The 14,118-nt window shown below is 42.5% G+C and carries 14 protein-coding genes; 13 read left to right on the top strand and 1 reads right to left on the bottom strand.

All coding sequences use genetic code 11. The annotated features are described in order from the left end of the window. Positions 1-17 precede the first annotated feature (17 nt). The 5 genes from ACO9K6_RS01125 to ACO9K6_RS01105 all read left to right on the top strand — a co-directional run bounded on the left by ACO9K6_RS01125 (position 18) and on the right by ACO9K6_RS01105 (position 3,435). A complete protein-coding gene (locus ACO9K6_RS01125; RefSeq protein WP_424765686.1) occupies positions 18-173 on the top strand; it encodes a hypothetical protein in 156 nt (51 codons plus the stop codon). 82 nt (positions 174-255) lie between these two features. After that, positions 256-2,160, top strand: coding sequence for a phage tail spike protein (locus ACO9K6_RS01120; RefSeq protein ID WP_424765944.1), 1,905 nt, complete (start codon positions 256-258; stop codon positions 2,158-2,160). Beyond that, entirely contained in the window at positions 2,161-2,352 is a 192-nt protein-coding gene (locus ACO9K6_RS01115) for a hypothetical protein (RefSeq protein WP_424765685.1), read from the top strand. It abuts the gene before it with no gap. Positions 2,353-2,356: 4 nt separating this feature from the next. Next, complete coding sequence (locus ACO9K6_RS01110) at positions 2,357-2,782, top strand: phage holin family protein (protein WP_424765684.1); 426 nt, start codon at positions 2,357-2,359, stop codon at positions 2,780-2,782. Beyond that, positions 2,779-3,435: a M15 family metallopeptidase gene (locus tag ACO9K6_RS01105; protein WP_424765683.1), complete on the top strand. Its 657-nt coding sequence runs from the start codon at positions 2,779-2,781 to the stop codon at positions 3,433-3,435. Before ACO9K6_RS01110 ends, ACO9K6_RS01105 begins: the two co-directional genes overlap by 4 nt. 55 nt (positions 3,436-3,490) lie before the next feature. On the opposite strand, the gene ACO9K6_RS01100 is transcribed toward ACO9K6_RS01105, so the two are convergent. Next, entirely contained in the window at positions 3,491-5,206 is a 1,716-nt protein-coding gene (locus tag ACO9K6_RS01100; protein WP_424765682.1) for a recombinase family protein, read from the bottom strand. 216 nt (positions 5,207-5,422) lie between these two features. Between ACO9K6_RS01100 and recA the strand changes: the two genes are divergently transcribed. The 8 genes from recA (at position 5,423) to ACO9K6_RS01060 (ending at position 14,104) form a co-directional block, all read left to right on the top strand. Then, on the top strand, positions 5,423-6,472 hold the full coding sequence (recA, locus tag ACO9K6_RS01095) for a recombinase RecA (protein WP_424765681.1): 1,050 nt from the start codon (positions 5,423-5,425) through the stop codon (positions 6,470-6,472). Between the two features lie 84 nt (positions 6,473-6,556). Beyond that, the gene (locus ACO9K6_RS01090; protein ID WP_424765680.1) at positions 6,557-7,261 is read left to right on the top strand and encodes a regulatory protein RecX; all 705 of its coding nucleotides are present in this window, start codon (positions 6,557-6,559) and stop codon (positions 7,259-7,261) included. 182 nt (positions 7,262-7,443) lie between these two features. Then, positions 7,444-8,988: a ribonuclease Y gene (rny, locus tag ACO9K6_RS01085; protein ID WP_424765679.1), complete on the top strand. Its 1,545-nt coding sequence runs from the start codon at positions 7,444-7,446 to the stop codon at positions 8,986-8,988. Between the two features lie 86 nt (positions 8,989-9,074). Next, on the top strand, positions 9,075-9,869 hold the full coding sequence (locus tag ACO9K6_RS01080; RefSeq protein ID WP_424765678.1) for a TIGR00282 family metallophosphoesterase: 795 nt from the start codon (positions 9,075-9,077) through the stop codon (positions 9,867-9,869). A gap of 138 nt (positions 9,870-10,007) precedes the next feature. Then, positions 10,008-10,268, top strand: coding sequence for a stage V sporulation protein S (locus ACO9K6_RS01075; protein WP_006036664.1), 261 nt, complete (start codon positions 10,008-10,010; stop codon positions 10,266-10,268). 108 nt (positions 10,269-10,376) lie between these two features. Then, the gene (locus tag ACO9K6_RS01070) at positions 10,377-11,318 is read left to right on the top strand and encodes a dipeptidase (protein ID WP_424765677.1); all 942 of its coding nucleotides are present in this window, start codon (positions 10,377-10,379) and stop codon (positions 11,316-11,318) included. A 184-nt stretch (positions 11,319-11,502) separates the two neighbouring features. After that, positions 11,503-13,260, top strand: a complete 1,758-nt coding sequence (locus tag ACO9K6_RS01065) for a 2-oxoacid:acceptor oxidoreductase subunit alpha (protein ID WP_424765676.1) — start codon at positions 11,503-11,505, stop codon at positions 13,258-13,260. Next, on the top strand, positions 13,238-14,104 hold the full coding sequence (locus ACO9K6_RS01060) for a 2-oxoacid:ferredoxin oxidoreductase subunit beta (RefSeq protein WP_424765675.1): 867 nt from the start codon (positions 13,238-13,240) through the stop codon (positions 14,102-14,104). The genes ACO9K6_RS01065 and ACO9K6_RS01060 overlap by 23 nt, the downstream gene beginning before the upstream one ends. Positions 14,105-14,118: the final 14 nt, after the last annotated feature.

Raw genomic sequence — 14,118 nt, 5'->3', positions numbered from 1 at the left:
CTTAAGCAGGTGAATATATGGATACGAAAAAAATTGAAGAGATATTTCATGATCTTTTGGAAAGATGGTACGATTCAGAATTTTGCTATCCAGATATTTCAGAGGAATCAATTTTGCAATTGAAGAAAGAAAAAGAGGATCTACTAAAAAAGTTTAAAGAAGCTTTGAATTAGGACCATACTATTCAGCAGTGAGCACCCATAGTGGTGCTCTTTTTTATTCTCTATAAGCTTATTTAAATGGAGGTGAGAGGGTATTAATTATCCAATTATATATGACAAGCTAGAGACTAACTTCAATACATTTGGAGAGGCAATCTTAGAGAATGCCTATAATGTTCGAATATTCGAACGTCTAAATGGCGAGTATTTGCTTACATTATCTTTACCAAGAACGGATAAGAAGTTTGAAGCTTTATCAGAAGAAAATTACATAAAGATTAATGGTCAATTATTTATTATTCGCACTATAACCGAAGAGAGAACTAATGATGATATGCTTATCGCTCATGTAGAGTGTGAGCATATTTTTTATGAATTAATTAATGAATATAAAACAAACTTTGAGCAATCGGATGCTACAGTACAATTTTTAATTGATGAACTACTGGTAGGAACACGATTCAGTGCGAATACCGTATCAATTACTGGAAACTATGATTTAATTGTTAATCGTCAAAGTGTGATTGCTGCATTGAACCAATTGCTAATAGCAACAGGTGGAGAGTTGAAGCGAGATAACTTCAATATTACATTGTTACCGCAAACTGGAAATGATAATGGCGTACAGTTTCGCTATAGAAAAAATTTACGATCAATAAAGAGAGTAGTTAAATCGGATAATATCGTCACTCGACTTTACGCATACGGAAAAGATGACATTACAATTGATCCTATTGATAGTTCAAATATCAACCTGTATCCCAGACCAAAAGTAGCAGAGATCGTATTTAAAGATGTCACTGATACGACTACACTTCAGCAGATGGCTATAGAGTACCTTTCAAAGCATGATACACCGTACATTTATTATGAAGCTGATGTAATAGAGCTTAAAAATGCAGTCGGGTACGATGACAGCGAGAGTTTTGGATTAGGAGATACCATTCATATTTATGATGAAGATTTGGATTTGCGTGTATCCGCAAGAATTGTGGAGTATGAGTACTATCCATTTGAACCTGAGAAATCAACTGTTGTACTTGCTAATTTTATACCAAGTGTAACAGATGCTTTATCTAAACTTAATGAGACTAGTAATCGGGTAGATCGATTTACGGACTCAAGTGGCAAAGTTGATACATCATGGCTTAGCGGTAAAATTAACACTCTTAAAAATCAATTAGTCGCTTCTGGTGAGTATCAGACAGCTGAAGTATTTGAAGATCAAGGTTTCCTCATCGAAAACAATAATATAAACAGTCCAACTTTTGGAGCAGTATTTATTGGTTGCGGTATAATTGCGCTTGCAAGTAACAAACTTGGTAATGGTGAGTGGAATTGGAGAACGATGAGTAGTGGTAACGGTGTTATTGCGGATGAAATCAACACAGGTATCCTTAGAGCATCTTATGTCAGAATTGAATCAGATGGATCAGCCTATATAGATGGCGATGGCTTTCATATAACAGATGGTACAAGTGAAGTAATTCGCATGGGTGAATGGGAGACAGGTAAATACGGTGTTGTCGGATATCATACCGATGGAAGTAAGACTATATTAAGCGGCGATGGACTCCTTAGACTCAAGGGTGGTGTAGAGAAACCATATAATTATTTGTCAGCTACTGGTTCGGCTGAAACTGGATCAACTGGAAATTACTTTGATACTGGAGGCACTAGATATGCAAATGGAACAGCTAATGGTGATGGAATTCCGAACATAGTAATAACGTTGCCATCCGACTTTCAAAACAAGAACTTCACTGTTTCTGTATCTGTTAAATCATCAGCGCCTTACACAATGGCTATTAGAGATGGAGATAGCTATTATGCCCCTTATGTAGATTTGGGAAACTATTTAGACGTGGTTAATGTTGATACTTCTGCTGGAACATTTGAAGTAAAAGGATATGGTAGCCATTATATTTTAGAGTCTGCAACGTCAATATTATGGCGCAAGTATTGGGCGATAGAATTTTCTTACATGGTGGTGGCATAAATGTTTATGATTACATTTAGAAATAGTATTGATCCATTAGATGTCAGATTTAGAGATGTGCTTATTGAGACACTTGCTGTAAGAAGAAGTGGTGTATTGATAAGCGAATATGACAACTGCATCTTTAATCTTGAAGATGTATTAGGTTACGAGGATGAGAATGGAAATATGATTGAGGTTGGGAGCGGTTAAATTAATGATTACACAACTAAAAATATTAACTGCCAAGGAAGCTGGTCTCTACGGAGTATCGGCTTTTTTTGGTTCTATTTTTACGTATGCGCTTGGAGGCATGACACCATTGCTACATTTTATGTTTATCTGCATGGCTATTGATTATTTATCCGGTTGTGCAGCGAGTATTATCGAAGGGAAAGGTTTAAGCAGCTCAGTGGGGTTCAAGGGATTAAGTAAAAAATGCTTCATAATATTATCTCTATGGCTTGCAAACTATGCGGATCAAGCAATTGGCGTTGATTGGATTATGATAGGCGTTATTTGGTTCTGGATAGCTAATGAACTTGTCAGTCTAGCTGAAAATTACGCTCGTATGGGATTACCATTCCCTGAACCCTTGAAGAAGGTTATTGCTATTGTGAAGGACAGAGGAGAAAAGCAATGATTACACTATCACAGGTACAGGCAAAATCAGCCTCTAATTTTTTCGGTTTGCATCCTGGCGTTAGAGAAGCAGCAGAGCAATTAATGATTGCTTCATATAATAAGGGAGTTCCAATACTCATTACTCAAGGTTATCGCTCCATTGCTGAGCAGAATGCTTTATATGCTCAAGGAAGGACAACTAAAGGCAACATAGTTACGAATGCTAAAGGTGGATCATCGTATCATAACTATGGATTAGCAATCGACTTTGCATTGCTTTCATCCGATGGCAAACAAGTCTTTTGGGATATGAAGCGTGATGCTGATAATGATAAAACGGCTGATTGGATGGAGGTTGTTTCCGAAGCAAAGAATCTTGGATTCGAGTGGGGTGGCGATTGGAAGTCATTCAAGGATAATCCACATTTTCAAATGACATTTGGTTTGAGTATTGTTGATTTAAAGAATGGTAAAAGACCAGTGGTTAAAGAAAAGGATGATGATGTTTTGGTACTATCAGATAGTGAATGGAAAATGGCTAAAGATTCTTTGCAGAAGCTGTATGATAATAAGATTATTACTGATAAGAGTTGGATTGAAAAGGCAGAGAGAAAGCAATTGACGATTAGCGAATTGAGTTGGCTTAATCTGATTGTGATGTCGAGGATGTAGATGGTAAAGAGCCGTATGGGATAATTGTCCTGTACGGCTTTTTTTACCTTATGAATTACGATTTAGTTTTTAATAGTTCCATTGTATAGTCTTTGGTAGAATAAAAAATTCTATCGTCTTCATTGAAATATTTTCGAACAATATCATATAATTTATCAAAAATAGTTAGTTCAAATAGGAAAGACAGAATATCAGAATTTTTGCCAACAGCATAAACAATAACCACTTCTTGTAACAATTCTCGATTATTGATCGTACCTTTGAACGAAAAATTACGCACATTGCTGATTACATCATCAATATCCTTTAGTGATTTAAGTAAATCTTCATTAGATAATGTCGCATGCTTATATTGTTCCTCTATTTCTGCATATTCTGTATCGATTTCCTGTTTCATTTCGTATAACTCTTCATCAGTAAATTTGCCCATAATAAACAATTTTGCTAAACGTTTTTTCTTTTCTGATATATCAGCCAATAATAATTGTAATCTGTCCGCTTCTGCTTTGTCCTGATTATTGATATTGCTTTCAAGTTTGTTTTTGAGTTTATTTAAATCGATAATCCAATCATCTTTATTATCGTTTAGCATACTATTTATATCTTCATTATCAAATTCGCTAAATATTTGTTTTATCCAATCTTCATGAACACGTATCATATTACATGCCTTTTTACCATTATTCTTCTTATTGCTACATAAGTAGAAATGGTATAAGGCTTCTTTATTTTTATTGTATTGTGTACTCTTAATCATCTTGCTTCCACATTGAGCGCATATAAGTAATCCAGCGTACTCGCTTGTACCTGTATTCATTCCGCGCTTACTTGTGCTTGAAACTTTGTTATTACGGATATCCTGTACTCGTTCAAATAGTTCTGAAGTTATGATGGCTGGTATCATATCAGCATGTTCGATGTCGCTTGCGTTTATCCATTCAGACTTATCCTTTAATGTGCGTTTATGCATGTGTACTTCGCCATTATCATGCTTATTACGGTATAATATGCCTTCATACTTTTCATTGGCAATCATTAAGCGTATAGTCGATTCGCTAAAATTTTCACCTTTGCGAGTAAGTATATTATTGTCTGCAAGGTACTTGCTGATTCGTCTTACTCCAATTCCATCAGCATACATATTAAATACTGTACGCACATGTGCAGCTTCAGCTTCATTGATTACTAATTTCTTATCTATATAATCGTATCCGTACAAGTTGTGAACGCTGAATAGTTTACCTCTGCTTGCAGTTTTAGCTAGACCTGATTTGACCTTTTCAGACCTGTCACGACTTTCTTGTTCAGCAAGTGTAAAAAACAAAGTAATGAATGTCCAGTCTGCTTGTTTCTCAGTTGTCCATCCATTATCAATAAAATCAACATAAACATTTTTCTTTGCAAGTTCGCGTAAAACGTCAACAATTACGACATCGCGGCTCATTCTTGAAATATTAGTAACCAAAACTCGGCTAAATTTAGGTTCTCGATCTTTAGATGCTTCAAATCGCATTTTACCTTTTTTTCTACGATTATCTTTATAATCAATGTCAACACCAGCGTCATGTACCATAAGAAGAAAAGAGGGACGCATAAACTTAGTTGCAGTCAATCCCTCATCGGCATAAATTTCAGACATTTCACAATTGGAATATTCGCTTTTTTGCTTTAAAACTTCATGCTCAAAGTAATGGCGCTGTGAGATTAAACTATGCTTTTGCTCAGTATGGTTCGTGCTAATTCGTATGTAAGCTACAATTTTTTGCTTCATTAATATTGTCCCCCCTTAAAATATATAGCTCGATTATACCATAAAACTTATTTAGTATAAAAGATTACTTTGCTGCGGTTTTTTTATGTTCATTTTAGGAGGTGAATCCAAAAGGCGAATGTATGTTCGAAAAAAATGCTTGGCAACCTGGCCGAAACAAGGTATCATAAAGTTATAAATATCGTAACGTTATAAATAATGAAGGATGTGAGTTTCTTGTCGGATCGTCGCGCTGCATTAGAAATGGCTTTACGTCAAATTGAGAAGCAATTTGGTAAAGGCTCCATCATGAAACTGGGTGAATCCACACACATGCAGGTAGAGACCGTGCCTAGCGGTTCACTTGCTCTAGATATCGCATTGGGAATCGGCGGCTTGCCGCGTGGACGTGTTATAGAAATATACGGACCGGAATCCTCCGGTAAAACAACAGTTGCGCTTCACGCTATTGCCGAGGTTCAACGAATCGGCGGACAAGCTGCATTTATCGATGCGGAGCATGCGCTTGATCCTCTATACGCCAGCAAGCTGGGTGTTAATATTGATGAATTGCTGCTTTCGCAGCCTGATACTGGCGAGCAAGCATTGGAAATCGCTGAGGCGCTCGTACGGAGCGGAGCGGTGGATATCGTCGTCATTGACTCGGTTGCGGCGCTCGTTCCGAAAGCGGAAATTGAAGGCGATATGGGCGATTCCCACGTGGGTCTTCAAGCGCGCTTGATGTCTCAAGCGCTTCGCAAACTGTCCGGAGCTATCTCCAAGTCGAAGACGATTGCGATCTTCATTAACCAGCTGCGTGAGAAGGTTGGCGTCATGTTCGGGAACCCTGAGACTACGCCAGGCGGTCGCGCATTGAAGTTCTACTCCAGCGTACGTCTTGATGTTCGGCGTATTGAGACGTTGAAGCAAGGCAATGACATGGTCGGTAACCGCACTCGGATTAAAGTTGTCAAGAATAAGGTGGCACCTCCGTTTAAGCAGGCAGAGATCGATATTATGTATGGCGAAGGGATTTCCAAGGAAGGTACACTGGTGGATATCGGTGTCGAAATGGATATCGTTCAGAAGAGCGGAGCATGGTTTTCCTACAATGGCGAACGTTTGGGACAAGGCCGGGAGAATGCCAAGCAGTATTTGAAGGATCATAAAGATATTGCAGATGTGATCGAGAAACAAATTCGCGAAGCGAGTAACTTATCCGCTGCTGCAACGCAAGCCAACTTCAAGGCTGAGGAAGAAGACGAAGAGTTCGAAGATTTGGATTAATCGATATCGAAGTATTCCATATCGCACATGCAGCTTCGCCGTCCCACAAGGGGCGGCGAAGCTTGTTTATAAAGGAAATACGAGGTGATTACTATCGATTTGGATAATACGGAAGAGTGGATGATCTTATCCGTACGACAAGATAAGAAGCAAAGGAGACTATATCATCTTGCTGGCGAATCAGAGAAGCTGTTATTGTCCGTTCATGAGGATATTCTGATTCGGTATCGCCTGATGAAGGGGCTGCAGCTGACAGCTGACCAGATTGAAGAAATTCGGTCGGAGGACGAGCGTTACAGAGCGTACGTGCTCGCCATAGCCTATTTAGGAATAAAGCCGCGTACAAGGAAGCAAATCGCGCAATATTTGACACAAAAGCTGTTTGAGGAATCGAATATTCAATATGCGCTTGACCGTTTAGAGAAGGAGCATATTGTGGATGATGAACAATATGCACGTCAATTCGCAGCCGGACGTCTTAAAAACAGTCTTAAAGGTCGACGCTGGATTAAGCAGGAGCTTCGGCAGCGAGGCGTGTCGAAACAAGCCGCAGATGAGGCGACCGACGGGCTCGATCGGGAACAGGAATTAAAAGCGGCTCTGCTTGCCGCAACGAAGAAATGGCGTTCTTTGAAAGGGGAGCGAATGGAGCGAAAACGTAAGCTGGTTGCCTTTTTAATGCGCAGAGGGTTCCCTGGCGATATCGTGAGAGAAGCGGTAAATGAAGTGGGGAAAGTGGATGAAAACGATACTTGCAATGAAGAAGATGGGCTAATGCTTGACAATTGATTTTATGAAAAGATAAAATGAGGTTGTATTCCTTCTATAATTGAATCAATTTCCCTTCCAAAAATTGATTCAATGCGATTTTTTTCGTCAAATTTAGTAACTGTTGAAACGGTATGGAAACCGGTTGAAAACCTAATATCATCCCAAGCAGTGCCTTGGTATGCAGCAAGGAGGTGAACAAGATGCCTACAGAAGTCATTTGGATCTTGATCTGTCTCTTTGTTGGCGCAATTTTCTTTGGGATTGGTTATTTTATTCGAAAGTCGATTGCCGAGGCTAAAATTTCGAGTGCTGAGCAAGCAGCGGTCCAAATCGTAGAAAATGCGAAGAAGGAAGCAGAAGCTCAGAAGAAAGAAACCGTGCTAGAGGCAAAAGATGAAGTCCACAAACTTCGTTCCGAAGCCGAGAGAGACATTCGTGAGCGACGCAACGAGGCTCAACGTCAGGAAAGACGTTTGCTCCAAAAAGAGGAGTCGTTGGATAAAAAGTTAGAAGCGCTGGAACGCAAAGAAGAGTTAGTAGCCAACAAAGAAAAACGGATCGATGAAACGCAAGAGCAGATAGACTCCATTTACAAGCAGCAGCTTAGTGAGTTGGAGCGTATATCGAGCTTAACGACGGAAGATGCGAAATCGATTATTTTATCCAATGTTGAAGCGGAAGTACGACATGAAACAGCACAAATGATTAAAGAGATCGAGCAGCAAGCGAAAGAAGAGGCCGATAAGAAAGCACGCAACATTATTTCACTAGCCATTCAACGCTGTGCGGCAGATCATGTGGCAGAGACTACGGTTTCCGTTGTTACTTTGCCTAATGAGGAAATGAAAGGCCGTATCATCGGACGTGAAGGCCGTAATATCCGTGCTTTGGAAACATTGACCGGTATCGATCTAATCATCGACGATACACCGGAAGCGGTCATTTTGTCCGGGTTCGACCCGATAAGACGCGAAATTGCCCGCACATCTCTGGAAAAGCTTGTGGCTGATGGTCGTATCCATCCGGCTCGCATTGAAGAAATGGTTGAAAAATCTCGTAAGGAAGTGGACGAGCGTATCCGTGAATACGGAGAGCAGGCTACCTTCGAGGTTGGCGTTCATGGCTTGCATCCGGATTTAATCAAGATTTTAGGACGATTAAAGTATCGGACAAGCTATGGTCAGAACGTACTGAAGCACTCCATGGAGGTTGCTTACCTAACAGGCTTGATGGCCGCGGAGCTTGGCGAGGATATAACGCTGGCGAAGCGTGCAGGATTGCTGCATGATATTGGTAAGGCACTTGACCATGAAGTAGAAGGCTCACACGTTGAAATCGGCGTTGAGCTTGCGAAGAAGTACAAGGAGCATCCTGTTGTTATTAACAGTATTGCTTCCCACCACGGTGATACAGAGGCAACCTCTGTGATCGCGATGCTCGTAGGAGCGGCTGATGCATTATCGGCAGCGCGTCCAGGAGCTCGCCGTGAAACGCTTGAAACGTACATTAAACGACTGGAGAAGCTAGAAGGTATCTCCGAATCATTCGATGGCGTTGAAAAATCGTATGCGATCCAAGCAGGCCGCGAGGTGCGCGTCATGGTGCAGCCTGACAAAATCGACGATACGGAAGCATTCCGTCTTGCTCGTGACATTACGAAAAAAATCGAGAGCGAACTCGATTATCCCGGACATATTAAAGTTACGGTTATTCGTGAGACAAGAGCGGTCGAATACGCGAAATAGACGATTAAATTCATATGTATTTCAGAAAAGTGGCTGCTTGTCAGCCACTTTTCTGTTTGAATCGTATAAAAAGGAAGTGTCTGATTATGAACGTTTTATTTATCGGTGATATTGTGGGAAATGTAGGAAGAAGCGCGCTGAAGCGTGTCCTGCCTGCACTGAAGAGCAAATACAATCCCCATATTATCATTGCAAATGGGGAAAATGCGGCGGCTGGTCGAGGTATTACCGCCAATATTGCAAAGGAATTTTTCGAATGGGGCATCCATGGAATCACAATGGGCAACCATACGTGGGATAATAAAGATATTTTTGAGTGGATCGATGAGGAGCCGCGTATTGTTCGTCCAGCGAATTATGCGCCTGAAGCTCCTGGACAAGGAATGGCCTTCATCAAAGCGAACGGGAAGCAGCTTGCTATTATTAATTTGCAGGGTCGAACCTTTCTTCCGCCCATCGACTGTCCATTCCGGAAGGCAGATGAATTAATTGAAGAGGCAAACGAGAAGACAAACCATATTTTCGTTGATTTCCATGCTGAAGCAACCTCAGAGAAAATAGCAATGGGTTGGCATCTCGACGGAAGAGCGTCGGTAGTAGTAGGCACGCACACACATGTGCAGACAAACGATGATACGATCTTGCCTGGCGGTACGGCTTACATAACGGATGTTGGCATGACGGGACCGAAGGAAGGTGTGCTTGGGATGGAGAGGAATGCTGTATTGCACAAGTTTATTACACAGCTGCCGGTAAGATTTGTCGTGGATGAAGGAAAATGGCATTTGCATGCGGTATCCGTTCAGCTGGATGGGACAACGGGCCAAGCACGGAAAATCGAGAAGATCCGTTTAACGGAAGATGAATGGCTGTTGATGTAATACGATTAAAATTTGAAAAGTTCCGACAATTCAGAACAGTTTGCGAATTTGCGGGAATAAAAGCAGGAATTTTTTAACCTCTCTCGAATACTATTTAAAAGTGGAATCCATCCAACAGTCCAAGGGGAGGTTCTTTTTATGGATGTATTAAAAGTTTCAGCAAAGTCCAATCCAAATTCCGTTGCAGGTGCGCTCGCTGGCGTTCTTCGTGAACGCGGTGGCGCCGAGCTGCAAGCCATTGGAGCTGGTGCGCTTAATCAAGCGATCAAGGCCGTAGCGATTGCACGCGGATTTGTCGCTCCCAGCGGGGTGGATCTGATTTGTATTCCAGCTTTTACGGACATTGTTATTGACGGTGAGGATCGAACAGCTATTAAATTGATCGTTGAGCCTCGGTAAAGCCTTACGGCATGTTCAGTAATGGTTGACTGAATACCGATACTAATCGCCTGTTTACGTCGTAGACAGGTTTTTTGCTGCGATTCTAAGGAAAGTGAGGATCACTTTGTGAAAATAGTTGATTTTCATTGTGATGTTTTGTATAAGCTGCTGCTTGATGAGGAGCTAACCTTTCAATCCAGCAGACCTGGTCAATTGGATGTTACATACGAGCGACTGAAGACTGCGGAAACGGTCCTGCAAACATTTGCGGTATATGTGCCGCAATCGATGAACGGACGGTTAGAACCGATTATGGAAAGTCTGGATCGCTTTCACCAACTGGTGCTGACTAGCGGAGATATGGAATGGGTTCGATCGTCCGGCGATTTGGAGAGGTGCGAGAAGGAAGGGAAGATTGGCGCACTCCTTTCATTAGAAGGAGTTGACGGACTTCAAGGACAAATGTCGCTGCTGCGCATATTATATCAATTAGGTGTGCGGGCTGCCGGCTTGACCTGGAACCATGCGAATTGGGCGGCGGACGGTGTGATGGAGCCGAGGGGCGGAGGCTTGACGGCGAAGGGACGACAGTTTGTAGAGGAATGCAATAAATTGGGTATAATGATAGATGTGTCTCATTTGTCCGAGCAGTCATTCTGGGATGTTGCAGAACTGTCAATCAAGCCGATCATTGCCTCTCATTCCAATGCGAAAGCGATATGCGATCACCCAAGAAATCTAACGGATGAACAAATAATAAAAATAATGGCCATGCAGGGAATGATTGGCGTCACCTTTGTACCCTGGTTTGTCTCCAGCGCGGAGACCGTGACCGTGGATGATGTAATTAGGCATATTGAGCATATATGCAAGCTGGGCGGTGAGGAGCATATTATGATCGGGTCTGACTTTGATGGCATTGATCGATATGTGGAGTGTTTGACTCATCCTATGGAGGTTTCAGCGCTTCAAGAGGCGTTAATAAAACGTTATTCCATTAAACAAACTGAGCAATTTATGTCCGGCAACGCATTACGATTTCTAAAAGAAAATCTCCCTAAAAGCTGAAATGGAATTCAATCTATTTCCGATATGATAACAATCGAAACAAACTATGTTTTTATTAAGCGTTTACATCTTGATTTATATGAATTTGCACCTTAAAATTGTTGTGACTATTACAACTTCTATTATATAATTGTTTGATGTTTTCAAATATTTGCACGTTCTAGAAAAAGAGGAGATGGGCATTTTGATCAGTCAATTGTCTTGGAAGATCGGGGGACAACAAGGGGAAGGCGTTGAAAGTACGGACCGGATCTTTTCCACGGCGCTTAACCGCTTAGGCTATTATCTATATGGGTATCGGCACTTTTCTTCAAGAATTAAGGGCGGACATACAAACAATAAAATTCGTATAAGCACGAATCCGATTCGTGCCATTTCTGATGATTTAGATATTTTGGTTGCTTTCGATCAAGAAAGCATTGATTTGAATGCGAAGGAATTGCGCCTTGGCGGTGTAATCGTAGCGGATGCAAAGTTCAATCCGACCATTCCTGATGGAATCAATGCGAGATTGTTCGCTGTTCCTATTACGGCAATGGCAGAGGAATTAGGCACATCGTTGATGAAGAACATGGTGGCTTCCGGGGCTTCTTGGGCTCTACTGGGACTGCCGATTGAGGTATTTAACAAGGCGGTAGAAGAAGAGTTTGGCCGCAAGGGCGCGGCAATTGTGGAGAAAAATATTGAAGCCGTCAAACGCGGCGCAGAATTCGTGCTTGAGCAAGCAGGCGGACCGCTTGATGAGTTCAAGCTAGATGAAGCCGACGGCAAGCAAAAGCTGTTCATGATCGGTAATGAAGCGATTGGACTTGGATCCATCGCAGCAGGCTGCCGTTTGATGTCGGCTTACCCGATTACACCGGCATCGGAAATCATGGAATATTTGATCAAAAAGCTTCCGAAATTCGGCGGCACCGTTGTACAGACGGAGGATGAGATCGCAGCTGTAACGATGGCTATCGGCGCGAACTATGCGGGTGTCCGCACCATGACCGCATCTGCGGGACCTGGTCTTTCACTGATGATGGAAGCCATTGGACTTGCCGGCATGACAGAGACACCGCTTGTTATCGTTAATACGCAGCGTGGCGGCCCGTCTACAGGTCTTCCTACGAAGCAGGAGCAATCCGACCTGAATGCGATGGTATACGGAACGCATGGCGAAATTCCGAAGATCGTTATCGCGCCAGCTTCGATTGAAGACTGTTTCTATGATACGATTGAATCGTTTAACCTTGCTGAGCAATATCAAGTGCCGGTTATTCTAATGACGGATTTGCAGCTGTCGCTAGGCAAACAATCCTGTGAGCCGCTTGATTACAGTAAGATTGAAATTAAGCGCGGGAAGCTTCAGGAGAATGTGCCTGCGCTTGAAGGTCATGACCTATTCAAACGTTACGAGCTTACCGAGGATGGCGTATCACCACGCGTATTGCCGGGTGAGAAGGGCGGCCTGCATCACGTGACGGGCGTTGAGCATGATGAAGTTGGGCGGCCATCCGAGAATGCGCTAAACCGTCAGAACATGATGGATAAGCGTCTTAACAAGCTGAATGATATGTATATCCGTGACGCGATCCGCGTAAACGCACCGCACGAAACACCAGATTTACTCATTGTCGGCATGGGCTCTACTGGCGGGACAATTGATGAAGCTAGAAGTCTGTTGACGGGGGAAGGCGTGACATCGAATCATATTACGATTCGTCAAATTCACCCGTTCCCGACAAAGCTGCTGCTGCCTTACTTGAATAATGCGAAAAAAGTGATCGTCGTTGAAAATAACGCAACTGCTCAGCTTGCTTCCCAGATTAAGATGCATGCCGGCTTTGCGGAAAAAATTGAAAGCTTGCTCAAATATGACGGAAACCCGTTCCTGCCTTCCGACGTTCACAAAGCTTGTAAGGAGTTGAGTTTAGATGGCAACGTTCAAAGAGTTTAGAAATAATGTAAAGCCTAACTGGTGTCCTGGCTGCGGTGACTTCTCTATACAAGCAGCGATTCAACGCGCAGCGGCTAACGTCGGACTTGTCCCTGAGGAATTGGCAGTTATATCCGGAATCGGCTGTTCCGGACGGATCTCCGGTTACATTAACGCATACGGCTTCCACGGTATTCATGGGCGGGCTCTTCCAATCGCGCAAGGCGTTAAGCTGGCTAACCGCGAGCTTACCGTTATCGCTTCAGGCGGCGACGGCGACGGCTTTGCAATCGGTATGGGCCATACTGTACATGCAATCCGCCGTAACCTGAACGTTACGTACATTGTTATGGATAACCAAATTTACGGTCTGACGAAGGGTCAAACATCACCTCGCAGCGCAGAGGGCTTCAAGACAAAATCAACACCGGAAGGTTCAATCGAGTCTACGCTTTCGCCGCTGGAAATCGCGCTGTCCGCTGGTGCTACATTCGTCGCGCAATCGTTCTCAAGCGATTTGAAGCAGCTGACCAGCTTGATTGAGCAAGGAATTCAGCATGAGGGCTTCTCGCTTATTAACGTGTTCAGCCCATGTGTGACCTTTAATAAAATCAACACGTATGATTGGTTCAAAGAGAATATCGTGAACCTTGAGCAGTTCCCTGACTATGATCCGGCAAACCGCATGCTTGCGATGAACAAGATTATGGAAACAAACGGGATGCTGACTGGTCTTATTTACCAGGATAAGACTCGCAAAGCTTATGAGGACCTTGTCACTGGCTTTAAGCAGGAAGGCCTGGCGAAACAAAACATGATGATTACATCTGAAGAATTCGACAAGCTTGTTGCCGAATTTAAATAAATGGTATGATAAGC

Source organism: Paenibacillus praedii (assembly GCF_049725345.1).
GTDB lineage: Bacteria > Bacillota > Bacilli > Paenibacillales > Paenibacillaceae > Pristimantibacillus.
The sequence above is the reverse complement of the archived record's forward strand: the minus strand, read 5'-3'. Positions and strand labels throughout refer to the sequence as shown.